The organism is Pseudomonas sp. B7(2017) (assembly GCF_002112745.1).
In the GTDB taxonomy this organism is placed as follows: Bacteria; Pseudomonadota; Gammaproteobacteria; order Pseudomonadales; family Pseudomonadaceae; genus Aquipseudomonas; species Aquipseudomonas ekonensis.
Genome location: NZ_NEIP01000003.1, coordinates 213,836 through 238,071, shown reverse-complemented (window position 1 = coordinate 238,071; position 24,236 = coordinate 213,836). Strand labels below are relative to the sequence as shown.

Genomic DNA, 24,236 nt, shown 5'->3' with positions numbered 1-24,236 from the left:
CACCGCAAAGACCTGTGGGAGTGAGCTTGCTCGCGATAGCGGTGCATCAGTCATATCCGGGCAGACCGACAGGACGCCATCGCCAGCAGGCTCGTTCCCGCAGGGGAGCGGGCTCAGGCCTGAAGCTCAGGCCGGTCGCGAAACTGCTCCAGCGCCTCGGGGTTGGCCAGGGCATCGGTGTTCTTCACCGGCTCCCCGTGCACCACGTTGCGCACGGCCAGTTCCACCACCTTGCCGCTGAGGGTGCGCGGGATGTCGGTGACCGCGACGATCCTGGCGGGCACATGGCGCGGCGTGGTGTTGGCGCGGATCACCTGGCGGATCTGCTGCTGCAGCGCTTCGTCGAGTTCGATACCGTCCTGGAGGCGCACGAACAGCACCACCCGCACATCGTCCTGCCAGTGCTGGCCGATGGCGACGCTGTCCAGCACTTGAGGCACTTTTTCCACCTGTCGGTAGATTTCGGCGGTGCCGATGCGCACGCCGCCGGGGTTGAGCACCGCGTCGGAGCGGCCATGGATCAGCATGCCGCCGTGGGGCCGCTCCTCGGCGTAGTCACCCTGGGCCCAGACGCCTGGGAACAAACTGAAATACGACTTGCGCAGCTTTTCGCCGTCCGGGTCGTTCCACAGCCCGATGGGCATGGCGGGGAAGTGCCGGGTGCACACCAGCTCGCCCTTTTCGCCGATCACCGGTTGGCCGGCGTCGTTCCAGACCTCCACGGCCATGCCCAGGCTCTTGCCCATGATCTCGCCGCGGCGCACCGCCGACAGCGGGTTGGCGTTGACGAAGCAGGAGACGATGTCGGTGCCGCCGGACATCGAGGCCAGGCACACGTCCGTCTTGAAGTCGCGGTAGACGTAATCGTAGCTCTGCGGCGACAGCGCAGACCCTGTGCACAGCAAGGTCTTGAGGCTGCCCAGGTCGTGGCTTTGGCGAGGTTTGACGCCGCTGCTTTCCAGGGTCGCGAGGAACTTGGGGCTGGTGCCGAACACGCTGATGCGCTCGGCGTCGATCAGGTCCAGCAGCCGTTCGTTGGCCGGATGGAACGGCGAGCCGTCGTACAGCACCACGGCGCTGCCGACCGCCAGGGCCGACACCAGCCAGTTCCACATCATCCAGCCGCAGGTGGTGTAGTAGAACAAGCGGTCGGCGGGGCCGAGGCCAACGTGCAGGCCATGCTCCTTGACGTGTTGCAGCAGCACGCCGCCGGTGCTGTGGATGATGCATTTCGGCACGCCGGTGGTGCCGCTGGAATACAGCACGTACAGCGGATGGTTGAACGGCACCGGCACGAACTGCGGTTCGCCGCCGGGACGGTAGAAGTCGCCCCACAGCGCCACGTCGGCCTCGGTGCGGTACACCCCGGTGTCGCTCTGGGCTTCGGGGCCGGGCACGATGATCAGCTGTTGCAGCGACGGCAGCTGCGCCAGGATCTCGTTGATCTTGACGGTCTGGTCGACGGTCTTGCCGGCGTAGCGGTAACCGGCGCAGATGATCAACGCTTTCGGTTCGATCTGGCCGAAGCGGTCGATCACCCCGTGGGTGCCGAAGTCCGGCGAGGAGCACGACCAGATGGCGCCGAGGCCGGTGGTCGCGAGCATCGCCACCAAGGTCTGCCAAGTATTGGGCATGCACGCGGCCACGCGGTCGCCGAAGCCGATGCCGGCGGCTTGCAGGCCGGCCTGGAAACCGGCGACCTGACGGGCCAGTTCCGCCCAGCTCAATTGTTCGCGCCGACCGTCTTCAGCCACGGCCACCACCGCCACGGCCTCGTCGCGGCGGCGCAGCAGGTGTTCGGCGAAGTTCAGGGTGGCGCCGGGAAACCATTCGGCGCTGGGCATCTGCGGGCCTTCGCGCAGGACCGCCTCGGGCGGCGTGCGGAAGCGGATGTCGAAGAAATCGACGATGGCTTGCCAGAACGCCTCGCGCTGCCCGACGCTCCAGGCATGCAAGGCCGGGTAGTCGGCCAGGGTCAGGTGATGGCGTTGCTCGACGAAGCGCCGGAAGGCGTCCATGGGCGAATCGGCGATGCGCCGGGCGTCGGGTTGCCAGAGGATGTCGGACATGGGTTGCCTCTTCTTATCGTATGCACACAAAACTGAGTGGACTCACCGCTCCACCGGTGGGAGCGAATGTCTTGCCCCGGCCCTGCGGCGCCATCACTGACGCCATCGCCAGCAGGCTGGCTCCCACCCTTTGAGCGGCGCCCTCAAACCAGGGTGGGAGCGGGGCCGTGGCGGCTACTGCGCCAACCACCCGCCATCGATGTTCCACGCCGCGCCGCGCACCTGGCTGCCGGCCTCACTGCACAGGAACAGCACCAGCTCACCCAGGTGTTCCGGCGTCACGAACGCCAGCGACGGCTGCTTCTCGGCCAGCAAGTCGTGCTGCGCCTGCTGCGGATCGACGCCTTTGGCCGCCCGGTCGTCGATCTGCTTCTGCACCAGCGGCGTCAGCACCCAGCCGGGGCAGATCGCGTTGCAGGTGACGTTGCTGGCGGCGGTCTCCAGGCCGACCACCTTGGTCAGGCCGATGACCCCGTGCTTGGCCGCCACATACGCGGCCTTTCCGGTGGAGCCCACCAGGCCGTGCACCGAAGCGATGTTGATGATGCGGCCCCAGCCCTTGCCGCGCATGCCCGGCAGGCTCAGGCGGGTGCTGTGAAACACCGAGGACAGGTTGATGGCGATGATCGAGTCCCAGCGCTCCACCGGGAAATCTTCGACGGCGGACACGTGCTGGATCCCGGCGTTGTTCACCAGGATGTCCACGCCGCCGAACTCGCGCTCGGCGTAGGCGACCATGTCGGCGATCTGCGCCGGGTCGCTGACGTCGGCCGGGTGATGGCCGACCTTGCCGCCGTGCCGCCCGATTTCCGCGACCGCCGCCTGGGCGTCGCCGAAGCCGTTGAGGATCAGGTCGGCGCCTGCCTTGGCCAGCACGTGGGCGATGCCCAGGCCGATGCCGCTGGTGGAACCGGTGACCAGAGCGGTCTTGCCCGAAAGAGTCGTCATGAATACCTCACACAATGCCGGTGGCGTAGAAAGTGCCGATCACCACGAAGACCGCCAGGGTCTTGATCAGCGTAATACAGAAAATGTCCTTGTAGGCTTCGCGGTGGGTCAGCCCGGTGACCGCCAGCAGGGTGATGACGGCGCCGTTGTGCGGCAGGGTGTCCATGCCGCCGCTGGCCATGGCGGCCACCCGGTGCAGCACCTCCAGCGGAATGTTCGCCGCGTGGGCGGCGTTGATGAACTGCTCGGACATCGCCGCCAGCGCGATGCTCATGCCGCCCGATGCGGAGCCGGTGATGCCGGCCAGCAAGGTGACGGTGATGGCCTCGTTGACCAGCGGGTTGGGAATGCCCTTGAGCCAGTCGGCCAGCACCAGGAACCCCGGCAGCGACGCGATCACCGCACCGAAACCGTATTCCGACGCCGTGTTCATCGCCGCCAGCAAGGCGCCGCTGACCGCGCTCTTGCTGCCTTCGGCAAGCTTGCTGCGGATCGCCCCGAAGCCGAACGCCAACACCATCAGGATGCCCACCAGCAACGCCGCCTGCACCGCCCAGATGGCTGTGAGCTTGGCGATGTCTGTGGTCACCGGCGCAGCCATGCCCGGCAGCGCCAGGCTGTGGGTCTTGCCGTACCACTGGGGGATCCACTGGGTGAACAGCAGGTTCATCACGCCCACCGCCAGCAGCGGCGACAGCGCCAGCCACGGGTTCGGCAGCGTGAGGTCGTCGGCGGTGTCCGGCTCGTTGCGCAGTTCGCTGCCGTAGCCTTCGCCGGCCTTTTGCGCCTTGTGGCGCTGGCGCTGGAGGAACAGCATGCCGGCGCAGAACACGAACACCGTGCCGATCACACCGAGCCAGGGCGCGGCCCACGCGGTGGTGTTGAAGAAGGTGCTGGGGATGATGTTCTGGATCTGCGGCGTGCCGGGCAGGGCGTCCATGGTGAAGGAGAACGCACCCAGGGCGATGGTCGCCGGGATCAGGCGCTTGGGGATGTCGCTCTGGCGGAACATCTCGGCCGCGAACGGATACACCGCGAACACCACCACGAACAGCGACACGCCGCCGTAGGTGAGCAGGGCGCACACCAGCACGATCACCAGCATCGCCTGGCGGGTGCCGAGCAGACGGATCGCCGCCGCGACGATGGAGCGCGAGAAGCCGGACAGTTCGATCAGCTTGCCGAACACGGCGCCGAGCAGGAACACGGGAAAGTAGAGTTTGATGAAGCCGACCATCTTCTCCATGAACACGCCGGTGAAGGCGGGCGCGACGGCGGACGGATCGGTGAGCAGGACAGCGCCGAGGGCGGCGATGGGGGCGAACAGGATGACGCTGTAGCCTCGGTAAGCGGCCAGCATCAGCAGCGCAAGCGCCGCCAGGGCAATGATCACACTCATGGTGTGTCTCCAGGGATTGTTATTTTTGTGGGTGGTGCGGGTACGCAGAGGCTGTTAGCGAGTTCTGTGCCAACACGTTAAGTCATTGAAATATAAGGAATTGATTCTGGCTTTATGGGGATGTGAGGGTTTTTTGTCTCTGTTTGGAGATTTCTGGTGATTGGAAGGGCCCCATCGCCAGCAGGCTGGCTCCCACAGAGGACTCGGTTGAATGCAGAACCTGTGTTCACCCCGGAACCCTGTGGAGCCAGCCAATAGCCCCAGTCAAATCACTAAAGAATCCTGTGGGAGCCAGCCTGCCGGCGATATCGCCAGCCAAATCACCACAGAACCGGGTAAGCCCCGGTTCCTGGGCCTGACAAAAATCCCTGCGGGAGTTGCGGTGCGACGACTCGACTTGCCTGCGATGCTTTTGCGCTTCTCTATCAAGAGACACAAGTCTCTCTAGTGAGACTCGGCAATCCCCAACGCCACCATTTTCTTGTACAGCGTCGACCGCCCCAGCCCCAGCCGCTGCGCCGCCTCGACCACCTTGCCCCCGCATTGCGCGAGGGTGGCCTGGATCAACTGCCGGTCAAACCGCTCGCGGGCCTGGCTGAAGGTCTCGTGGGTCAGCGGCTCAGGCACCGGAGACGGCCCGCGCTCGACCGGCACAAACGTGCCGATCGCCGCCCGGATGTCATCGGCCGTGAGCACCAGGGCGTCGCTGAGCAGCGCCGCCCGTTCCAGCACGTTGCGCAGTTCGCGGATGTTGCCCGGCCAGGCGTGCTGCCCCAGCAGCTCCAGCGCCTGGCGGTCGAGTTCGTGCTGGCTGCGCAGGTCTTCCAGGATCGCCTCGCTGAGCGCCGGCAAGTCGTCGAGGCGCTCGCGCAACGGCGGGACATGGATCGGCAGCACGTTGAGGCGGTAATACAGGTCGGCCCGGAACTCGCCGCGCTTGATCGCCGCCTCCAGGTCGGTGGACGTGGCGGCGATCACCCGCACATCGCTCTGGATCACGTCGTTGGAGCCGACCGGCTCGAACTCCTTTTCCTGCAGCACCCGCAGCAGCTTGCTTTGCAGCGGCAGCGGCATGTCGCCGATCTCGTCGAGGAACAGCGTGCCGCCCTGGGCGATCTGCAATTTGCCGGTGCGGCCCTTGCGGTCGGCGCCGGTGAACGCGCCGGGGGCGGTGCCGAAGAACTCCGCCTCCAGCAGCGCCTCCGGGATCGCCGCGCTGTTGATGCTGACGAACGCCTTGTGCGCCCGGGGCGAGGCGCTGTGGATCGCCTGGGCCAGCAGCTCCTTGCCGGAGCCGGTTTCGCCCAGCAGCAGGACGGGCGATTCGGCGCTGGCGCTGCGCCGGGCCCGCCGTTTGACTTCCAGGCTGGCGGCGCTGGTGCCGATGAAGTGGGCGAAGTTGTATTTGGTCTGGCGTGCCCGCAGCAGCGAGCGGGTCGAGGCCAGCTCCTCCTGCAGGCTCAGGTAGCGCTTGAGCATCGGCGACAGGCTGCGCAACTCGTCGAACAGGGCGAAGCCGATGGCGCCGATCACCGCGCCGGCGTTGTCGTGGATCGGCAGGCGCATCACCACCAGGGGCTCCTTGGGCGTGTCCTGCATGTCCAGCAGGATCGGCCGCCCGGTGCGCACCACCTCGCGCAGCAGGCTGCCGGGGATCACGCTCTCGCAGGGCTTGCCGATGGCGCCGGCGGCGGACGCCAGGCCGAAGCGCCGGGCATAGCGCTCGTTCATCCAGACGATGTTGGCGTCGCGGTCGACGATCACCGTGCCTTCGCTGGACTGCTCGATGATCTCGAACAGCGAGCGGATCGCCAGGGAGCGCACCCGTTGGTAGTCCTTGAGGTTTTCGCTGGTGTTCATGGGGCGGATCCTGAATGTGTGTGGCCGCAGCGGCCCCGCACCCCCAGGCGCAGTAAAGCACTCTGAGGGAGCGAGCCTGCTCGCGATGAATGCGACACGGTGCACCTGATCACTGAGGATGCGCCGCCGCCAGCAACTCCTTGGTGTACGGATGCTGCGGCGACTCGAACACCTCATGGCTGGCGCCGCGTTCGACCACCTTGCCGTCCTTGATCACGATCATGTCGTGGGCCAGGGCCTTGACCACGGCCAGGTCGTGGCTGATGAACAGGTAGGTCAGGCCGTGCTTCTCCTGAAGCTGGCGGAGCAGGGCGACCACTTGTTTCTGCACGGTGCGGTCGAGGGCCGAGGTCGGCTCGTCGAGCAGGATCAGCGCCGGCTTGAGCACCAGCGCCCGAGCGATGGCGATGCGCTGGCGCTGGCCGCCGGAGAACTCGTGGGGGTAGCGGTGGCGGCTCTCGGGATCCAGGCCCACCTCCTTGAGCACGCGGATCACCTGTTCGTCGCACTCCAGGGCGCTGGACTCGCAGTGCACTTCCAGGCCTTCGCTGATGATCTGCGCCACGGACATCCTCGGGCTCAGGCTGCCGAACGGATCCTGGAACACCACCTGCATCTGCCGGCGCCAGGGCCGCAACTGTTTCTGGTTGAGGCCATCGAGCGGTTCGCCCTGAAAGCGGATGCTGCCTTCGGAGTCGAGCAGGCGCAGGATCGCCTGGCCGAGGGTGGACTTGCCGGAGCCCGACTCGCCGACGATGCCCAGGGTCTTGCCGCGCTGGATGTTGAGGCTGATGCCATCCACCGCGCGCAGGTATCTCTTGCGTTGGAACAAACCGCCGCCCACCGCAAAGTCCACCCGCAGGTTGTCCACTTCCAGCACATTCTCACGCTCATCCCGAGGCAAAGCCTCGCCTTCGGGTTCGGCGTTGAGCAACACGCAGCTGTAGGGATGCTGCGGCGCGGTGAACAGGGTTTCGCACGGTGCCTGCTCGACGATCTGCCCGGCCTTCATCACGCACACGCGCTGGGCGATGCTGCGCACCAGGTTGAGGTCGTGGCTGATCAGCAGCAGCGACATGCCCAGGCGCTGCTGCAGGGATTTGAGCAGCAGCAGGATCTTGCGCTGCACGGTCACGTCGAGGGCGGTGGTGGGCTCGTCGGCGATCAGCAGCTCCGGCTCGCAGGCCAGGGCCATGGCGATCATCACCCGTTGCCGTTGGCCGCCGGACAACTGGTGAGGATAGGCCTTGAGCCGTTCCTCGGGTTTCTGGATGCCCACCAGCTCCAGCAGTTCGAGAATGCGCGCCCGGGCCGCCTTGCCGCCCAGGCCCCGGTGCAGCAGCAGGGTTTCGCCGATCTGCTTCTCGATCGTGTGCAAAGGGTTGAGCGAGGTCATTGGCTCCTGAAAGATCATGGCGATGCGGTTGCCCCGCAGATCGCGCAGGGCGGCGGGCTCGGCGCCGACCAGCTCGCGGCCGCGGTAGCGGATGCTGCCGGTGGTGAGGGCTTCGCCTTCGGGGAGCAGCTGCAGGATCGAGTGGGCGGTCACCGACTTGCCCGAGCCCGACTCGCCCACCAGGGCCAGGCACTCGCCGGGGCGGATGTCCAGGCACAGGTCGCGCACCACGGTCTGGCCGCTGAAGGCGACATTGAGGTCACGGATTTCGATCAGGTTGTCAGTCATTTCAGGATCCGCCTCAGGCGCGTGGGTCGAAGGCATCACGCAGTGCCTCGCCGATGAACACCAGCAGTGAAAGGATCAGCGCCAGGGTGAAGAACGCCGTCAGGCCGAGCCACGGCGCTTGCAGGTTCTGCTTGCCTTGGCCGATCAATTCGCCCAGCGAGGCGCTGCCGGCGGGCATGCCGAAACCCAGGAAATCCAGCGCCGTGAGGGTCGAGATCGCCCCGGTCAGGATGAACGGCAGGTAGCTCAAGGTCGCGTTCATCGCGTTGGGCAGGATGTGCCGGAAGATCACCTTGCGGTCGCTCAGGCCCAGTGCCCGTGCGGCCTTGACGTATTCCAGGTTGCGCCCGCGCAGGAACTCGGCGCGCACCACATCCACCAGCGCCAGCCACGAGAACAGCGCCATGATCCCTAGCAGCCACCAGAAGTTCGGCTCGACGAAGCCCGACAGGATGATCAGCAGGTACAGCACCGGAAGCCCCGACCAGACCTCCAGCAGCCGCTGCCCGAGCAAGTCGACCCAGCCGCCGTAGTAACCCTGCAAGGCACCGGCGGCGATGCCGATCAGTGCGCTGACGAAAGTCAGCATCAAGGCGAACAGGATCGACACCCGCGCGCCGAAGATCACCCGGGCCAGCACGTCCCGCGCCTGGTCGTCGGTGCCCAGCCAGTTGACCGTCGTCGGCGGGCTGGGGGCCGGTTTGTTGAGGTCGTAGTTGGGCGTGTCGTCGCTGAACGGGATCGGCGGGAACAGCAGCCAGCCGCCGTCCTTGCGGATGAGTTGCTGCACATAGTCGCTGCGGTAGTCGGCCTGGAACGGCAGTTGGCCGCCGAACTCCTGTTCGGTGTGGCGCTTGAACACCGGGAAGTACCATTGGCCCTGATAGCTGACGACCAGCGGCTTGTCGTTGGCGATCAGTTCGCCGCCCAGGCTCAAGACGAACAGGCCGACGAACAGCCACAGCGACCACCAGCCCCGGCGGTTTTTCTTGAACCGTTGGAAACGGCGGCGCCCCAGAGGCGAGAGCTCGAACATCAGGCGTTCCTCGCGGCGAAGTCGATGCGCGGATCGACGAGGGTGTAGCACAGGTCGCCGACCAGTTTTATCAGCAGGCCGAACAGGGTGAAGATGAACAGCGAGCCGAACACCACCGGGTAGTCCCGCGACACCGCCGCCTCATAACTCATGCGGCCCAGGCCGTCGAGGGAGAAGATCACCTCGATCAGCAGGGAGCCGGCGAAGAACACACTGATGAACGCCTGGGGGATCCCCGACACCACCAGCAGCATCGCGTTGCGGAACACGTGCCCGTACAGCACCCGGCGCTCGCTCAGGCCCTTGGCCCGTGCGGTGACCACGTACTGGCGGGTGATTTCGTTGAGGAACGAGTTCTTGGTCAGAATCGTCAGGGTGGCGAACCCGCCGATCACCAGCGCCGTCACCGGCAGCACCAGGTGCCAGAAGTAGTCGGCGACCTTGCCCAAGGTGGACAGCGACTCGAAATTGTCCGAGACCAGCCCGCGCACCGGGAACCAGTTCAGCGACGTGCCGCCGGCGAACACCACGATCAGGAACATCGCGAACAGGAACGCCGGCATCGCATAGCCGATGATGATCGCGGTGCTGCTCCAGATGTCGAAATGGCTGCCGTGGTGCACCGCCTTGCGGATGCCCAGCGGAATCGACACAAGGTAAGTGATCAGCGTCGCCCACAGGCCGAGGGAAATGGTCACCGGCATCTTCTGCAGGATCAGGTCGGTGACCGTGGCGCCGCGGAAGAAGCTCTTGCCGAAATCCAGCTGCGCGTAGTTCTTGAGCATCAGCCACAGGCGCTCATGGGCCGGCTTGTCGAAGCCGTACTGTTTTTCGATGTCCTTGATCAGTTGCGGATCCAGGCCGCGGCTGGCCCGGGACGTGCCGCTCATGGTTTCGCCGGAGCCGCCGCCGACCGCGGCGCCGCCGATGCCCTGCAAGTGGGCGATGGCTTGTTCCACCGGGCCGCCGGGGGCGGCCTGGATGATCACGAAATTCACCAGCAGGATGATCACCAGGGTCGGGATGATCAGCAGCAGGCGCCGCAGTATGTAAGCCCACATCAGTGCGGCCCTCCGGGTCTGCCACGGCTGATCTTCTCAGCGGTCATCTCTTGGTTGGTCAACGGCGTGCGGCTGATTTCCCACCAGCTCTCGATGGCCTCGTCGTTGCTGGCCTGCACGGTGGGAATGCCGAAACGGTTCCACCACACCGTGGAGGTGCCGGGCGGGTAATAGTTGGGTATCCAGTAGTAGTTCCATTGCAGCACCCGATCCAGCGCATGGGCGTAGCGCAGCATGTCGGCCTGGGTCGAGGCGCGGATCAGGCCGTTGATCAGGGTGTCCACCGCCGGGTTCTTCAGTGCCATGTAGTTGTTCGCGCCGGGGTCGTTGGCCGACGCCGAGCCGAAATAGTTGAGCAGCTCGCCGCCCGGCGACGTGGTGACCGGGTAACCGGTGACGATCATGTCGTAGTCACGGCTCATCAGGCGGTTGACGTACTGCGAAGAGTCGATGCGGCGGATGCTGAGGTCGATGCCGATCTGCTTCAGCGTGCGCTTGTACGGCAGCAGCAGGCGGTCCATGCCGTTCTGGCTGACCAGGAAGGTGAACGCCAGCGGTTCGCCCTGGGCGTTGACCAACTGGTCGCCGTCCGGTTTCCAGCCGGCCTGCTCCAGCAGTTCCAGCGCCTGGAGCTGCTTGTCGCGGATCAGGCCGCTGCCGTCGGTCTTCGGCGCTTCGAAGACCTGGGTGAACACCTCGTCGGGAATCTGCCCGCGCAGCGGTTCGAGGATCTTCAGCTCGGCGGCGTCCGGCAGTTCGCGGGCGGCCAGGTCGGTGTTGGAGAAGTAGCTCTGCTGGCGGATGTACAGGTTGCGCATCATCTGCCGGTTGCTCCACTCGAAGTCCCAGAGCATGGCCAGCGCCTGACGCACGCGGCGGTCCTGGAACACCGGCTTCTGCAGGTTGAACACGAAGCCTTGGGCCGATTGCGGCGCCTCGGTGGCCAGGTGGGCCTTTTGCAGGCGGCCGTCGCTCAGGGCCGGGCTGTCGTAGCCGATGGAATAGCCAGTGGCGGAGAACTCGCGGTTGTAGTCGTAGGCGCCGCCGCGCAGCACTTGGCGGGCGACGTCGGTGTCGCCGAAGTATTCGATGCTGAAGTGATCGAAGTTGTAGAGCCCGCGACTCACGGGCAAGTCCTTGCCCCACCAGTCGGGATTGCGCTCGAAGGTGATGCTGCGCCCGGAATCGACCTTGCCGACCCGGTACGGGCCGCTGCCCAGCGGCGGCTCGTATCCGCCGCCGCCGGCGAAGTCGCGGCTCTTCCACCAATGCTGCGGAAACACCGGCAGGGTGGCGATGTCCAGCGGCAGGGTGCGGTTTTCGTTGCTCTTGAAATCGAAACGCACGGTCAGCGGCGCTTCGACCTCGACGCCTTTGACGTCGGCGAACTGGGTGCGGTAGCGCAGGCTGCCCTGGGTCATCAGCAGGTCGTAGGTGTAGCGCACGTCTTCGGCGGTGATCGCCTGGCCGTCGGCGAAGCGCGCCTTGGGGTTGATGAAGAAGCGCAGGGACAGGCCGTCCTCCGAGCGTTCCATCTGTTGCGCGACCAGTCCGTAGACGGTGTAGGGCTCGTCCAGCGAGCGCTGGGCCAGCGGCGAATAGAGCAGACCGTCGATCTGGGTGACGCCGATGCCTTTGTCGATGTACGGCAGGACATGGTCGAAGTGGCCGATCTCGATGGCCGAGCGGCGCATCGTCCCGCCCTTGGGCGCCTGCGGGTTGGCGTAGTCGAAGTGACTGAAGCCGGCGGGGTACTTGGCCGGTTCGCCATAGACGGTGAGCGCGTGTTGCGGTGCGGCGTCCACACCGGCGGCACCCAGCAGCAGGGCCACGGCAGTGAACATCAAAGTGGGGAAAGCCAGTCGCATTGTCAGCCTTAGAGCCGGGTGATCGATAAGCGCCAGTTGTACGCGAGCGACGGGCCAGTCGCCAGCCGTATCGCACAACCGAAACGCAACGGCCCACCGAAGGGCGGGCCGTTGCACTGCAGACCGGACGGTGGATCAGTCCTGACGGCTGGTGACTTCCAGCAGGTGGTAGCCGAACTGGGTCTTCACCGGGCCTTGCACGGTGTTGACCGGTGCGCTGAACACCACGGTGTCGAATTCCTTGACCATCTGGCCCGGGCCGAACGAGCCCAGGTTGCCGCCGTCGCGGCTGGACGGGCAGGTGGAGTTCTTCTTGGCCACTTCGGCGAAATCGGCGCCGTTTTCGATCTCGGCCTTGAGTTCGTTGCACTTGGCTTCGGTGGAAACCAGGATGTGGCGGGCGGTGGCTCGGGCCATGGGTAACTCTCCAATCAAATCGATAAAGGGTGGAGCCTACCGGATTCGACGGGCGATTTCTCGGCAATGTTCCATCCGGCTGTCCGGTGCCTGGGTGTCAAAGGTTAGCCGGTTGCGGACCGATTGCCTGTCGGGCAGGCGGCGGGAGCGGAATCGGCGCGACCTGAGTGGGATGAGAGCGCGTAGGAGGGTTCATCCCTTCTTGAGGCTTGAGTCGGAACAATTGGAAATCTTTTGCCCGGTTTGCTCGATCTCGCCAGCGGATGCCTACCGTGCGTGGCGGCAGTTTCCGGACGCCGTATCGAAAAGCCCCGACATCTCTTTTGTTCCGGACAGCGTTCAATAGGCGGTACACGACGCTTTATCGCAAAGCGGTCAATCCAAGGAGTGGATCGGTAAATGAACATGAATGAATCAACCCTCACGTGTGGCGCGGCCCCGACCTTGCCGGCGCCCTCGGTCGCCCACCTGAATGACGGCATGCTCGATCCGGCCTGGAACAAGGCCGTCGTCACGGTGGCGGCTTACCCCGGCATGGCCAACGGCGACAGGCTGGTGCTGCACTGGAGCGGCCTGGACGCCGAAGGCGTTCCCGAGGGGCACTCCCAGATCCGCCATGTCAGCCGGCAACAGGTGGGGTGCGACGTGGTGTTCGTCATCAAGGGTGACTGCATCGCCGCGCTGGAGGGCGGCAGCGCGCAGGTGCACTGGACGCTTCACCGCGCCCGGCACGGTGAGACGGTCTCGTCCGAGCGGCTGCCGTTGCTCATCGGCGAGCCGCAAGGCGGGCTGCTTGCGCCGATCGTCGAGGAAGCCGTCGGTGGTGCCCTCGATCCTGATCGGGTGCCCGAGGGAACCCCCGTCACGATTCGCCCATACCCCGCCATGGCCGAAGGCGACTGCATTCAGCTGTCCTGGCAAGGTGAAACGGGGCAGGTGGAGGACACCTTGACCGTAGCGCCGGCTTCAGTGGGGGCACCGCTTTCTCTGTGGATCGCCCATGACAGGATCGCAGCGTCCTTGGGCGAGGAGGTCACCGTCAGTTACCGGGTAGAACAGAAGCAGGGAAAGGTTAGACAGTCGGAGACGACCCGGATCAAGGTCGCGCCGTTGGTGCGGGAACCGCTGGCCGCTCCACAGGTGGTGGGCGCCGAAGGCGGTGTGCTTGACGTGGACCAGACCCTTGACGGCATCACTGTGGTGATCGGCAACGCACAGGCCGAAAACGGTGAGCTGGTGTACCTGCGATGCGACGGTGAACGCTTCAACCATCGCGACTATCGGGAAATCACCCCGGAAACGGCCTGGCAGTCCTTGGACTTCATCGTGCCGTACCGGTTCTGGAGAGAACATCGAGGCACCGTGGTGCGTGTTTCCTACTCGGTCGAACGGCTGGACGATGTCAGTCAAGAGTCTGAGGTGGCGTGGGTGCAGATCAGCGCGTAGCCGGGCGTGGGCACAGGCCTTCCGGTTCATGGCGATCCGGAAGGCTGTCGTTGCCGGTCTACGCCTGATTGCGCAAACGTTCTGCGGCCTGCAGCAGAAGCTGTTCCGTTGGGATGAAGCCCAAGCAACCGTCAGTGATCGAAACGCCGTAACGCAAGGTTCCGCTCAAGGGTTGGCAGCCGTCGAACAAATGGGACTCCAGCATCATGCCGATCAATGCGCGGTTGCCTTGCAGGCGCTGTTCGAGCACGTCGTTGAACACGGCGGGTTGACGCAGGGGATCCTTGCCGCTGTTGGCGTGGCTGCAATCGACCATGATCCGGCCCGAAACCGGCTGGCGGGCCAGGGCAGTCTGGATGTCGGCAACGCTGTCGCGGTCGAAGTTCGGCCCTTTGTGGCCTCCGCGAAGCACCAGGTGGGTGTCGGGATTGCCTGGGGTCTGGACGACGGCCGGGTGGCCCTGGCTGTCGATGCCGAAATGCCGGTGACCATGGGCGGCGGAACGCATGGCATCCACGGCGATGGCGACGCCGCCGTCCGTGCCGTTCTTGAAGCCGACCGGCATGGGCAGGCCGCTGACCATCTCCCGGTGGATCTGCGATTCGGTGGTGCGTGCGCCGATGGCGGCCCAGCTGAGCAGGTCGTCGAAGTAGCCGGCGGCCATGGGCTGCAGCAATTCGGTGGCGATGGGCAGGCCCAGGCGGATCATCTCCAGCATCAGTTCGCGCGAGAGCGTCAGGCCGCCGGCCATGTCGTCGCTGCCGTCCAGGCGCGGATCGTAGGCCAGGCCTTTCCAGCCGACCGTGGTACGGGGCTTTTCGACGTAGGCGCGCATCACCAGCAGCATCTGGTCGCTGACATCGTGGCTCAAACGGGCGAGCTTTTCGGCGTATTCGAGGGCGGAGCGGGGATCGTGAATCGAGCAGGGCCCGACAATGACCAGCAAACGGTGGTCTTCACCGTCGAGAATGGCACGGATCGCCTGGCGGTGGGCGGCGACTTGTTGGCTCAGGACATTGCCGAGGGGCAACTGCTGCTTGAGCTGCAACGAGGTGGGCAGGCGCAGGGTCAGCGATTCGTTGGCGGAATCGAGGGTGGACAGCGGCAACGCAGAAACGGACGAGTTCATATTCAAGCTTCCTGGGCGAGTGGCGGGTGCTTCCCGCGCTCTCGTCCCTACTGGGGTGTTCGACAAGGGGCCGTATTGGCTTCGAGTGTGTGCTTGCCACCTTGGGGTGACCGATCGGAGGCGGCAGGCTGTCCCGAGCGGAGGCTGGTAAATCGCCAGGCGGTAAAACTGTCGTAGCGGTAATAGGTGGCGTAGTTCATGTCGTGATTCCTCAAAAGTGTCTGGTGTGTCGCGGAAAAAGGTTTGGGCCTGAAAAACAAAACCCCCGGTCGGGAGGCCGACCGGGGGTTGAGAATTCTCTGGTGGGCGACCCGTTCATATGGGCGCCATGTGGGTATCAGGCGCGCCAGTGGCTAAACCAATACCCAAAATAAAAACCGGCCGGAGCGCAGACGTCAGCCGACCGGGCAGCGGCAACCGAGCGCAGGGCGCTGGCGGTGTCGAGCTGGGAAGGGACGTTGAACATGGTGTGTCTCCGTTAGGTTGGGGCCGAGCTTACTAGAGGCCTGTGCGGCTCAGCAATCAGAAATTGCTATCGCAGGTTCCGTCAGTCTCTATCGCTTGAGTGCAGTCGATGTTGTGACACACTCTGGCATCGAGCCAATCCCCAAGGACAAACCATGTCAGATCTGACGATCGCCGCCGCCCAGTCCGTTTCCGTGAAAGGCGATCTGTGCGCCAACATTGCGCGCCACTGCGGCTTCATCCGGCAAGCCGCCGATCAGGGCGTGGAGCTGCTGGTCTTTCCGGAGCTGTCGCTCACCGGGTACGAGGGCGCGCTGGCCGCCGGGCTGGCCGTCGATCCCCAGGACGCCGTGCTGCAACCGTTGCGCGATCTCGCCCGCGAGCTGAGGGTGACCGCGGTGGTCGGCATGCCGATTCGGCTGCAGCCGCACGGTCCGGTGCTGATCGGCGCCTTGGTGCTGGGTGCTGACGGTTCGCTGGGCATCTACGGCAAGCAGCACCTGCATACGGGCGAGGATCGCTATTTCGCGCCGGGCCAGGGCGGTGCGGCATTGACGATCGGCGGCGAGACCGTCGCGCTGGCCGTCTGCGCCGACTTCACCCATGCCAGCCATGCTGCAACGGCCCGACGGCTGGGCGCGCAGTGTTATGCCGCCGGGGTGCTGATCAGCGAAAAGGGCTATGGGCCCGACAGTGCCATGTTGCAAAGCTACGCCCGTGAGCATGGGATGACGGTGCTGATGGCCAACCATGGCGGCGAGACCGGCGGATGGCAGTCGGCCGGGCGCAGCGCCATCTGGGCCGAAGATGGCGCCCTGGTCGTTGCGGCGCCCGGTGCCGGAAGCTGCCTGGTCGTCGCCCGGCGCCGGGCCGGCGTATGGCAAGGGCAGGTCACCGCTGTGCCGGAGGTCTGAATGGCGTTTGAGCGACGGCCGGCAAGCCCCGCCGATCTGGCGTTCGCCCGGGAACTCACCTGCCGGAACATGCTGCGTTACTACATTCAGTACGATCTGCTGTGGCAGGACGAAGGGTTCGACGCGGGCTGGGCGGGGCGTGAGAGCTGGCTGATCGTGCATGACGGGGTGACATCCGGCTTTTTCAGCCTGAGCCGCGATGCGCGGGCGATCTATATTCGTGAGTTGCAGGTTGCCGAAGCCCACCGCCGCCAGGGCGCCGGCGCCTGGGCAATCGGTCAGGTTGCTGCGATGGCGCGTCAGGAACGGCGCCCGGCCGTGCGCCTGACCGTGTTCAAGAGCAATCCGGCCCGGAACTTGTATGAAAGACAGGGATTTGCCGTGCAGGGCGAGGACGAGTGTTTCCTGCGGATGGAATTGGATCCGAGTACGCTTGTGCTCTGAAACGCAGGCCCGGCAAGGGCTGGATGAAAAATTGAAACTTTTTATCTTCGGCTTTTCGCTAGGTCTGTCCGGTACTTTTTTGCTAAGGTGTCCGGCAACTCAATAAGACCGTTTCGCGAGGTGTCTGCTTGATTAGGGTGCTAGTGGTCGATGACCATGATCTCGTTCGTACAGGCATTACACGGATGCTGGCCGATATCGATGGCCTGCAGGTGGTTGGCCAGGCCGAGTCCGGGGAAGAGTCCCTGATCAAGGCCCGGGAACTGAAGCCCGATGTGGTGCTGATGGACGTCAAGATGCCCGGCATCGGCGGCCTGGAAGCCACGCGCAAGCTGCTGCGCAGCCATCCGGACATCAAGGTGGTCGCGGTGACCGTGTGCGAGGAAGACCCGTTTCCGACGCGGTTGCTCCAGGCAGGGGCCGCCGGTTACCTGACCAAGGGCGCGGGCCTTGCGGAAATGGTGCAGGCCATTCGCCTGGTGTTCGCCGGTCAGCGCTACATCAGCCCGCAGATTGCCCAGCAACTGGCGATCAAGTCCTTTCAGCCCACCAACGACTCGTCGTTCGACGCCCTGTCCGAGCGTGAGATCCAGATCGCGTTGATGATCGTCGGTTGTCAGAAGGTTCAGATCATTTCCGACAAACTGTGCCTGTCGCCCAAAACCGTCAACACCTACCGTTACCGCATCTTCGAGAAGCTTTCGATCAGCAGCGATGTCGAGCTGACGCTGCTGGCGGTTCGTCACGGCATGGTGGACGCCAGCCTCTGACCATGGCCGACCCATTCGATTCCGGCGCCTTCCTGTCGACCGTCAGCGGGCGCCCCGGCGTGTACCGCATGTTCGACAGCGACGCGCGCCTGCTGTACGTCGGCAAGGCCAAGAACCTGAAAAAGCGCTTGGCCAGCTATTTCCGCAAGACCGGCCTCGCACCGAAGACCGCTGCGCTGGTGGGCCGCATCGCCCAGGTCGAGACGACCATCACCGCCAACGAAACCGAGGCGCTGCTGCTTGAGCAGACGCTGATCAAGGAATGGCGGCCGCCGTACAACATCCTGTTGCGCGACGACAAGTCCTATCCCTACGTGTTCCTGTCGGACGGCCCGTTTCCGCGGCTGAGCATCCATCGCGGCGCCAAGAAGGCCAAGGGCAAGTACTTCGGCCCCTATCCCAGCGCCGGCGCGATCCGCGAAAGCCTCAGCCTGCTGCAGAAGACGTTCTTCGTCCGTCAGTGCGAGGACAGCTACTACAAGAACCGCACCCGTCCGTGCCTGCAGTACCAGATCAAACGCTGCAAGGCGCCTTGCGTCGGGCTGGTCGAGCCGCAGGTGTACGCCGAAGACGTGCGCCACTCGGTGATGTTCCTTGAGGGGCGCAGCCATGCGTTGACCAATGAGCTGTCCACGGCGATGGAAGAGGCGGCGATCAATCTGGAGTTCGAACATGCGGCCGAGCTGCGTGACCAGATAGCGCTGCTGCGCCGGGTTCAGGACCAGCAGAGCATGGAGGGCGGCACCGGCGACATCGATGTCATCGCCGCCTTCGTCAACCCGGGCGGCGCATGCGTGCACCTGATCAGCGTGCGGGGCGGGCGGGTGCTGGGCAGCAAGAACTTCTTTCCCCAGGTCGGGATCGAGGAGGATGTCTCCGAGGTCATGTCGGCGTTCCTGGGCCAGTATTTCATCAGCAGCCCGGAGCGCGACCTGCCGAGCGAGCTGATCGTCAATGTGATGCACGACGACTTCCCGGCGCTGATCGAGGCGATCCACACGCTGCGCGGCCGGGAGCTGACCATCAGCCACCGTGTGCGCGGCACGCGGGCGCGCTGGCAGCAACTGGCGGTGACCAACGCGGAGCAGGCCCTGGGCGCGAGGCTGGCCAACCGGCAGCATGTCGCCGCACGCTTCGAGGCCTTGGCCGACGTGCTGAACCTAGACGAACCGCCGCAGCGCCTGGAGTGCTACGACATCAGCCATTCCAGCGGCGAGGCCACCGTCGCCTCCTGCGTGGTGTTCGGCCCCGAGGGGGCGATCAAGTCGGACTACCGGCGCTACAACATCGAAGGCGTGACGGCCGGTGACGACTATGCCGCCATGCACCAGGCCCTGACCCGGCGCTTCAGCAAGCTGAAGGACGGGGAGGGCAAGCTGCCGGACATCCTGCTGGTGGACGGCGGCAAGGGGCAGCTGTCGATGGCCCGCGATGTGCTCAACGAACTGGCTGTGCCGGACCTGATCCTGCTCGGGGTGGCCAAGGGTGCGACCCGCAAGGCGGGTTTCGAGACTTTGTATCTGAATGATGCCGCGCATGAGTTCACCTTGCGCGGCGACTCGCCGGCGCTGCACCTGATCCAGCAGATCCGCGACGAGGCCCACCGGTTCGCGATCACCGGCCACCGGGCCCGGCGCGGCAAGGCCCGGCGAACCTCGACGCTGGAAGGCGTCGCCGGGGTGGGGCCGACCCGCCGCCGCGACTTGCTGAAACATTTTGGTGGATTGCAGGAGCTGTCTCGTGCAAGCATCGAAGAAATCGCCAAAGCACCGGGCATCAGCAAAAAGCTTGCAGAGTCGATTTATGCGAACCTGCATAGTGAGTAATATGCCCATTCACCTCGTAGCCAGTTGTGTCGATGAATATCCCGAACCTGATCACCGTACTCCGCGTCCTGCTCATCCCGATCTTCATTCTGCTGTTCTATTTGCCTTACCAGTGGAGCTACCTGGCCTCGAGCTCGGTGTTCGCCTTCGCTGCGGCAACCGACTGGCTTGACGGGTACCTGGCTCGCCGCCTGAAGCAAAGCACACCGTTCGGGGCGTTCCTCGATCCGGTGGCGGACAAGCTCATGGTGGCGGTAGCCCTGGTGTTGCTGGTGCAGGAACACGGCAACTTCTGGCTGACGCTGCCGGCCGCCGTCATCATCGGCCGCGAAATCGTCGTCTCGGCACTGCGCGAGTGGATGGCGGAACTGGGCGCCCGCGCCCATGTCGCCGTCTCGAACCTGGGCAAATGGAAAACCGCCGCGCAGATGCTCGCGCTGGTGATCCTGCTGGCCAACCCGAAGGACTTCAGCTTCTGGGTCCTGCTGGGCTATGCGTTGCTGATGGTCTCCGCCGGCCTGACGCTGTGGTCGATGGTTCAGTACCTGCGGGCTGCCTGGCCGCACCTGAAGACCGATGTGGAAAAAAAATAAAACTTTTTTGAATCAAAGGGTTGACGGCGCTTCTTAAATCTATAGAATGCGCCACACCAAGCGGGAATAGCTCAGTTGGTAGAGCACGACCTTGCCAAGGTCGGGGTCGCGAGTTCGAGTCTCGTTTCCCGCTCCAATTTGTACACGTTTGTTGTTGTGCTACTAGACAGCAAATGTTTTGAGGCCGAGTAGCAAAATGGTTATGCAGTGGATTGCAAATCCACCTACGCCGGTTCGATTCCGACCTCGGCCTCCACTTTAAATAAGCTCCGTAGATCCATGATTTACGGAGCTTTTTTATTTTCAGCCCTGGCAACATTCAGACCTGAAAACGGCTTATGCCAACTTGCTTCACAGGGAAGTGATGTATATATTTCCCCGTCTGCTGTGCAACCGCTCTTTCTGCCGAACCGGGAGAAGGGCAAAGACGCAGAGCGACACCGCGCTACCGCCCGAATGGCGAAACTGGTAGACGCATGGGACTTAAAATCCCCCGCTCGTAAGGGCGTGCCGGTTCGATTCCGGCTTCGGGCACCATACAAATCAAAGGCTTGCGTGAGATTTCTCACGCAAGCCTTTTTGTTTTTGTCCCGCAAAAAAGAACGTGTTTCCGCAATTCACTTCGTAAGCCTGACTTTTTCCGGCTGCCCGGCTGTCGACATCATTCGCCAACGATCGCTTCAAAAATACCCATGTGGTCGCACTCCGCCGACGTAGCCGATGCGCATTGGGTATGAATGTACCAGACTACCTTGCCCGTTAAAGCGTAAGTATTTGATTCCCATCCTCTGCATCGATCCGTTGAGATCTGGCACATCGCTTGCTTTTTATCATCTGACTTGGTCGGTTGATCATGTTCGGCAACTCCGTAACCACAGAGCATGCATAGACAAAGGGGACAATATCGTGCGCGACAATGGCAACTCTCAATCCGGCTTTGATGTGTCCGTCCTGGGCCTTGGGGCTATGGGGAGGATTATGGTGCGGGCGTTTCTCAAGCAAGGGAAACGCGTGGCGGTCTGGAATCGTTCGCCAGGCAAGGCTGAGACGCTCGTCGCCGCCGGCGCCCACCTCTGTGAGTCTGCAGAAGCCGCCCTGGCGGCGAGCCCTGTTGCAGTGCTCGTGCTTTTGGACGACGCCGCAGTACACGAGCTTCTTGGGGCGGATGGCATGAGTCGTGCGCTCGACAACCGTACGATCGTCAACTTCTCAACGGGCTCGAGAGAGGACGGCCTGTCGCTTCAGGCACTCGTCAATCGCGCGGGCGGCCGTTACGTCAAAGGCATGATCGTGGCGTATCCGCGCAATGTCGGGAATCCCGAAAGCTATTGCATCTACACCGGCGAGCATGATGCTTTCGAGCAACACCGAGAGTTACTGAAAGCGCTCAGCGGAAACGCGGTGTTTCTTCCCTGGGACGAAGCGCTGGCGTTTGCGACCATGCTCCACGCGTACTCATTTGCCGCGATGGTCGCCTTTTACGAAGCCGTAGGCGCGAGCCGGCCTTTTGGAATGTCCGCCGCGAAGACGGCTCGGCTTCTGTCCGATGCTTCGCGGTTTTTCGTCTCCGATGCGCTTTCAGACGCAGTGCGCCGGATCGAGGAGCAAGATTTCGCGGGCGATCAGGCGACGCTCGATGTGCACGTAGGCGCGTTCGGGTACATTGCCGAGTCTATGCACGCGTGCGGTGCCCGTACCCCGGTCTTCGACGCTGTGTGTCAACTGGCCCAGCGCGCGCAATCCATGGGGCATGGCGACCAGGACGTATCGGCCATCGCCCAATCATTCATGGCCGAGGCTGTCGACTGAGCCCCTGGTGGCTCGGCAGGAGGCTTGAGTCGGAGAAGGGTACATGGCCATGACGGGATGACCGGGAAATGGCCATGTCTCCATCATTTGCCGGCGCCTATCCAACCGGAGGGAAACGATCATGCACAGGGTCATCAGGCAAGCGTTACCGGGCGATCTGGAGAGCCTCTACCGCCTCGATCCGCTGGCGGCAAGCGATGCCGACCGCCGCGCATTGATCGAAACGGCCGTGGGCTCGTCCGAGTGCTGGGTTGCCCTCGGATCCCATGATGCGAGCGCTCCGGTTGGCTATGGCTGCCTGAACCGGGGCTTCTTCGGGCAATGGTTCATTTCGCTGGTGATGGTTTCCAGCACCCACCGGCGCTCCGGGGTCGGGCGGCAGATCGTGGCCCATTTGGAGCGCGTCACGGGCGCTGAGAAGATCTTCACGTCAACCAATGCGTCGAACGGCCCCATGCGCCAGTTGTTGGCGCAGTCCGGGTTTCAGGCGAGCGGCGTCGTCGAGAATCTCGATCCGGGCGACCCGGAACTGATTTTTGTGAAGTTCCTGAGCCGCTGATCGCTCATCTATTCCATCGCCTGCGCCAACCCTTGGTCTTCACCCAGGAACCCACCGCTCTGATGCTGCCAAAGCCGGGCATAGATGCCGTTCCGCTCGAGCAGTTCGGCGTGGGTGCCTTGTTCGACGATACGTCCCTCGTCCATGACAATCAGGCGATCCATGGCCGCGATGGTGGACAGCCGGTGGGCGATGGCGATGACGGTCTTGCCCTGCATCATCTCGTCGAGGCTTTCCTGGATGGCGACTTCGACTTCCGAATCCAGGGCGCTCGTGGCCTCGTCGAGCAACAGGATCGGGGCGTTCTTCAGCATCACGCGGGCAATTGCGATGCGCTGGCGCTGGCCGCCGGACAGCTTGATGCCGCGCTCGCCCACCAGTGTGTCGTAGCCGGTGTGGCCTTGCCGGTCGCTCAGCTGGCGGATGAAACCATCGGCCTGGGCGTTGGCGGCGGCCAGGTGGATTTGCTCATCGGTCGCGTCCGGGCGGCCGTAGGCGATGTTGTCGCGGATGGAGCGATGGAGCAGGGAGGTGTCTTGCGTGACCATGCCGATGGCGCTGCGCAGGCTGTCCTGGGTGACCTTGGCGATGTTCTGCCCGTCGATGCGGATCTCGCCGCTGTCGACGTCATGGAAACGCAGCAGCAGATTGATCAGCGTGGACTTGCCGGCGCCGGAGCGGCCCACCAGGCCGATCTTTTCGCCGGGACGGATGCTCAGGCTCAATCCGTCGAACACCTGGCGCTCGCCGTTGTAGGTGAAACGCACCTTGTCGAAGGTCACCGCGCCGCCGAAGGGCACCAGCACGCCGGCGTTCGGCGCATCTTGCACCTTAGGTCCGCGGGTCAGGGTGACCATGCCGTCTTGAACGGTGCCGATGTTTTCGAACAGCGACGTCATTTGCCACATGATCCAATGCGACATGCCATTGATGCGCAACGCCATGGCGGTGATGGCGGCGACCGCCCCGGTGCCGACCTCGCCGTGGTGCCACAGCCACAGCGAATAACCGCCGGCGCCGAGTATCAGCGCCACCACCAACGCCTGGTTGACGATCTCGAACTGGCTGACCAGGCGCATTTGGCGAAACCCGGTCTGCTTGAAGTCCTCCATCGCCGCGCGGGCGAAATGGGCCTCCCGTTTGGAGTGGGAGAACAGCTTGACGGTGGTGATGTTGCTGTAGGCGTCCGAAACCCGTCCTGTCATCGAAGACCGGGCATGGGCCTGCTCCTGTCCGACTTGCCCCAGGCGCGGCACGAAATACAGCATGGCCAGCCCGAACAGGGCCACCCACGCGATGAACGGCAGCATGAGCTTGAGATCGAAGCCGCCGGCCAGGGCGATGATCGCAATGAAGTAGACCCCGATGCCGGGGGCGATTTCGATGACGGTGAACAAGACTTCCCGCACGGACAACGCCGTCTGCATCACCTTGGTCGTGACACGGCCGGCGAACTCATCGGCGAAGAATGAAAGGCTCTGGCGCAGCATCAGCCGGTGGAAGTCCCAGCGCAGTCTCAGCGGCAGATTGATCGCCAGTATCTGGTGCTGCACCATCGTGCGCAGGGCCACCAGCCCGACGCTGGTGAGCAGCACGATGCCGATGCCCCACAGCACTTGCGTTTCCTGGTCGCTCACCGCGCCGCCGGCCTGCCAGGTGGCGAGCAGATCCACCACTTGCCCGAGGAAGGCAAACAGCCAAGCCTCGTACACCGACACGCCGGCGCTCAGCAGGGCGAGCGCAAGGACATAGCCCCGGGCACCGCGCGTGCAGGCCCACAGGAAACGGGCCAGCCCTACCGGCGGAGGCGGTGCCTCATCGGGCGGAAAAGGATCCAGCATTCGTTCAAACACGCGAAGCATTGTGGCCTCCGAAGGCGTCAAGATGAGGGGATTGTGCCACTGCGCGGTGGTCTTGAGGGTAGACGGTCAAGAACGGA

Annotated in this window: 19 protein-coding genes and 3 tRNA genes; 11 read left to right on the top strand and 11 right to left on the bottom strand. The window is 64.2% G+C overall.

Annotated elements, in window-relative coordinates; translation table 11 throughout:
* Positions 1-113: 113 nt before the first annotated feature.
* The 9 genes from CAG29_RS07530 to CAG29_RS07490 all read right to left on the bottom strand — a co-directional run bounded on the left by CAG29_RS07530 (position 114) and on the right by CAG29_RS07490 (position 12,342).
* Positions 114-2,069, bottom strand: a complete 1,956-nt coding sequence (locus CAG29_RS07530) for an acetoacetate--CoA ligase (protein WP_085656488.1) — start codon at positions 2,067-2,069, stop codon at positions 114-116.
* Between the two features lie 174 nt (positions 2,070-2,243).
* Entirely contained in the window at positions 2,244-3,017 is a 774-nt protein-coding gene (gene hbdH, locus CAG29_RS07525; RefSeq protein ID WP_085582538.1) for a 3-hydroxybutyrate dehydrogenase, read from the bottom strand.
* A 7-nt stretch (positions 3,018-3,024) separates the two neighbouring features.
* Positions 3,025-4,416 carry a GntP family permease gene (locus tag CAG29_RS07520; RefSeq protein WP_085582540.1) on the bottom strand — a complete coding sequence of 464 codons (1,392 nt, stop codon included), beginning with the start codon at positions 4,414-4,416 and terminating at the stop codon, positions 3,025-3,027.
* 444 nt (positions 4,417-4,860) lie between these two features.
* Positions 4,861-6,276 (bottom strand): sigma-54-dependent Fis family transcriptional regulator, encoded by a 1,416-nt coding sequence (locus CAG29_RS07515; protein ID WP_085582542.1) that lies wholly within the window; start codon positions 6,274-6,276, stop codon positions 4,861-4,863.
* Between the two features lie 109 nt (positions 6,277-6,385).
* Positions 6,386-7,960, bottom strand: a complete 1,575-nt coding sequence (locus CAG29_RS07510) for an ABC transporter ATP-binding protein (RefSeq protein ID WP_085694107.1) — start codon at positions 7,958-7,960, stop codon at positions 6,386-6,388.
* A 13-nt stretch (positions 7,961-7,973) separates the two neighbouring features.
* Entirely contained in the window at positions 7,974-8,996 is a 1,023-nt protein-coding gene (locus tag CAG29_RS07505; RefSeq protein ID WP_085582547.1) for an ABC transporter permease, read from the bottom strand.
* Complete coding sequence (locus tag CAG29_RS07500) at positions 8,996-10,057, bottom strand: microcin C ABC transporter permease YejB (RefSeq protein ID WP_085582549.1); 1,062 nt, start codon at positions 10,055-10,057, stop codon at positions 8,996-8,998. Before CAG29_RS07500 ends, CAG29_RS07505 begins: the two co-directional genes overlap by 1 nt.
* Entirely contained in the window at positions 10,057-11,925 is a 1,869-nt protein-coding gene (locus CAG29_RS07495) for an extracellular solute-binding protein (RefSeq protein ID WP_085639993.1), read from the bottom strand. Before CAG29_RS07495 ends, CAG29_RS07500 begins: the two co-directional genes overlap by 1 nt.
* A gap of 135 nt (positions 11,926-12,060) precedes the next feature.
* Positions 12,061-12,342, bottom strand: a complete 282-nt coding sequence (locus tag CAG29_RS07490; RefSeq protein ID WP_085632715.1) for a peptidylprolyl isomerase — start codon at positions 12,340-12,342, stop codon at positions 12,061-12,063.
* A gap of 399 nt (positions 12,343-12,741) precedes the next feature.
* Between CAG29_RS07490 and CAG29_RS07485 the strand changes: the two genes are divergently transcribed.
* A complete protein-coding gene (locus tag CAG29_RS07485) occupies positions 12,742-13,788 on the top strand; it encodes a hypothetical protein (RefSeq protein ID WP_085639990.1) in 1,047 nt (348 codons plus the stop codon).
* Positions 13,789-13,846: 58 nt separating this feature from the next.
* On the opposite strand, the gene CAG29_RS07480 is transcribed toward CAG29_RS07485, so the two are convergent.
* Positions 13,847-14,917 carry a 3-deoxy-7-phosphoheptulonate synthase gene (locus CAG29_RS07480; protein ID WP_085639987.1) on the bottom strand — a complete coding sequence of 357 codons (1,071 nt, stop codon included), beginning with the start codon at positions 14,915-14,917 and terminating at the stop codon, positions 13,847-13,849.
* Positions 14,918-15,537: 620 nt separating this feature from the next.
* On the opposite strand from CAG29_RS07480, the gene CAG29_RS07470 reads away from it, so the two are divergent.
* From CAG29_RS07470 to CAG29_RS07425, 10 genes are all read left to right on the top strand, one after another.
* On the top strand, positions 15,538-16,296 hold the full coding sequence (locus CAG29_RS07470) for a carbon-nitrogen hydrolase family protein (protein ID WP_085582560.1): 759 nt from the start codon (positions 15,538-15,540) through the stop codon (positions 16,294-16,296).
* Positions 16,297-16,740 carry an N-acetyltransferase gene (locus tag CAG29_RS07465; protein ID WP_085639984.1) on the top strand — a complete coding sequence of 148 codons (444 nt, stop codon included), beginning with the start codon at positions 16,297-16,299 and terminating at the stop codon, positions 16,738-16,740.
* 128 nt (positions 16,741-16,868) lie between these two features.
* Complete coding sequence (gene uvrY, locus CAG29_RS07460) at positions 16,869-17,510, top strand: UvrY/SirA/GacA family response regulator transcription factor (RefSeq protein ID WP_085694105.1); 642 nt, start codon at positions 16,869-16,871, stop codon at positions 17,508-17,510.
* 2 nt (positions 17,511-17,512) lie between these two features.
* A complete protein-coding gene (uvrC, locus tag CAG29_RS07455; RefSeq protein ID WP_085582566.1) occupies positions 17,513-19,336 on the top strand; it encodes an excinuclease ABC subunit UvrC in 1,824 nt (607 codons plus the stop codon).
* A 32-nt stretch (positions 19,337-19,368) separates the two neighbouring features.
* On the top strand, positions 19,369-19,929 hold the full coding sequence (pgsA, locus tag CAG29_RS07450; RefSeq protein WP_085582590.1) for a CDP-diacylglycerol--glycerol-3-phosphate 3-phosphatidyltransferase: 561 nt from the start codon (positions 19,369-19,371) through the stop codon (positions 19,927-19,929).
* A 60-nt stretch (positions 19,930-19,989) separates the two neighbouring features.
* A tRNA-Gly gene (locus CAG29_RS07445) sits at positions 19,990-20,065 on the top strand.
* Positions 20,066-20,111: 46 nt separating this feature from the next.
* Positions 20,112-20,185: transfer RNA gene (locus tag CAG29_RS07440), tRNA-Cys, on the top strand.
* 194 nt (positions 20,186-20,379) lie between these two features.
* Positions 20,380-20,466: transfer RNA gene (locus CAG29_RS07435), tRNA-Leu, on the top strand.
* Positions 20,467-20,835: 369 nt separating this feature from the next.
* Positions 20,836-21,738, top strand: a complete 903-nt coding sequence (locus CAG29_RS07430) for an NAD(P)-dependent oxidoreductase (RefSeq protein WP_256576821.1) — start codon at positions 20,836-20,838, stop codon at positions 21,736-21,738.
* A 121-nt stretch (positions 21,739-21,859) separates the two neighbouring features.
* Positions 21,860-22,297: a GNAT family N-acetyltransferase gene (locus tag CAG29_RS07425; RefSeq protein WP_085694102.1), complete on the top strand. Its 438-nt coding sequence runs from the start codon at positions 21,860-21,862 to the stop codon at positions 22,295-22,297.
* 8 nt (positions 22,298-22,305) lie between these two features.
* Here CAG29_RS07425 and CAG29_RS07420 read toward each other — a convergent pair whose 3' ends face one another.
* Positions 22,306-24,159 carry an ABC transporter ATP-binding protein gene (locus CAG29_RS07420; RefSeq protein WP_085694100.1) on the bottom strand — a complete coding sequence of 618 codons (1,854 nt, stop codon included), beginning with the start codon at positions 24,157-24,159 and terminating at the stop codon, positions 22,306-22,308.
* Between the last annotated feature and the right edge of the window lie 77 nt (positions 24,160-24,236).

What these genes read in the sequence shown, in the direction of transcription:
- CAG29_RS07500 (WP_085582549.1), bottom strand. Translation starts at nt 10,057, where the DNA reads ATGTGGGCTTACATACTGCGGCGCCTGCTGCTGATCATCCCGACCCTG.
- CAG29_RS07480 (WP_085639987.1), bottom strand. Translation starts at nt 14,917, where the DNA reads ATGAACTCGTCCGTTTCTGCGTTGCCGCTGTCCACCCTCGATTCCGCC.
- CAG29_RS07420 (WP_085694100.1), bottom strand. Translation starts at nt 24,159, where the DNA reads ATGCTTCGCGTGTTTGAACGAATGCTGGATCCTTTTCCGCCCGATGAG.
- CAG29_RS07425 (WP_085694102.1), top strand. Translation starts at nt 21,860, where the DNA reads ATGCACAGGGTCATCAGGCAAGCGTTACCGGGCGATCTGGAGAGCCTC.
- CAG29_RS07530 (WP_085656488.1), bottom strand. Translation starts at nt 2,069, where the DNA reads ATGTCCGACATCCTCTGGCAACCCGACGCCCGGCGCATCGCCGATTCG.
- CAG29_RS07465 (WP_085639984.1), top strand. Translation starts at nt 16,297, where the DNA reads ATGGCGTTTGAGCGACGGCCGGCAAGCCCCGCCGATCTGGCGTTCGCC.
- CAG29_RS07495 (WP_085639993.1), bottom strand. Translation starts at nt 11,925, where the DNA reads ATGCGACTGGCTTTCCCCACTTTGATGTTCACTGCCGTGGCCCTGCTG.
- CAG29_RS07515 (WP_085582542.1), bottom strand. Translation starts at nt 6,276, where the DNA reads ATGAACACCAGCGAAAACCTCAAGGACTACCAACGGGTGCGCTCCCTG.
- uvrC (WP_085582566.1), top strand. Translation starts at nt 17,513, where the DNA reads ATGGCCGACCCATTCGATTCCGGCGCCTTCCTGTCGACCGTCAGCGGG.
- CAG29_RS07490 (WP_085632715.1), bottom strand. Translation starts at nt 12,342, where the DNA reads ATGGCCCGAGCCACCGCCCGCCACATCCTGGTTTCCACCGAAGCCAAG.
- CAG29_RS07505 (WP_085582547.1), bottom strand. Translation starts at nt 8,996, where the DNA reads ATGTTCGAGCTCTCGCCTCTGGGGCGCCGCCGTTTCCAACGGTTCAAG.
- hbdH (WP_085582538.1), bottom strand. Translation starts at nt 3,017, where the DNA reads ATGACGACTCTTTCGGGCAAGACCGCTCTGGTCACCGGTTCCACCAGC.
- CAG29_RS07510 (WP_085694107.1), bottom strand. Translation starts at nt 7,960, where the DNA reads ATGACTGACAACCTGATCGAAATCCGTGACCTCAATGTCGCCTTCAGC.
- CAG29_RS07470 (WP_085582560.1), top strand. Translation starts at nt 15,538, where the DNA reads ATGTCAGATCTGACGATCGCCGCCGCCCAGTCCGTTTCCGTGAAAGGC.
- CAG29_RS07485 (WP_085639990.1), top strand. Translation starts at nt 12,742, where the DNA reads ATGAACATGAATGAATCAACCCTCACGTGTGGCGCGGCCCCGACCTTG.
- pgsA (WP_085582590.1), top strand. Translation starts at nt 19,369, where the DNA reads ATGAATATCCCGAACCTGATCACCGTACTCCGCGTCCTGCTCATCCCG.
- CAG29_RS07520 (WP_085582540.1), bottom strand. Translation starts at nt 4,416, where the DNA reads ATGAGTGTGATCATTGCCCTGGCGGCGCTTGCGCTGCTGATGCTGGCC.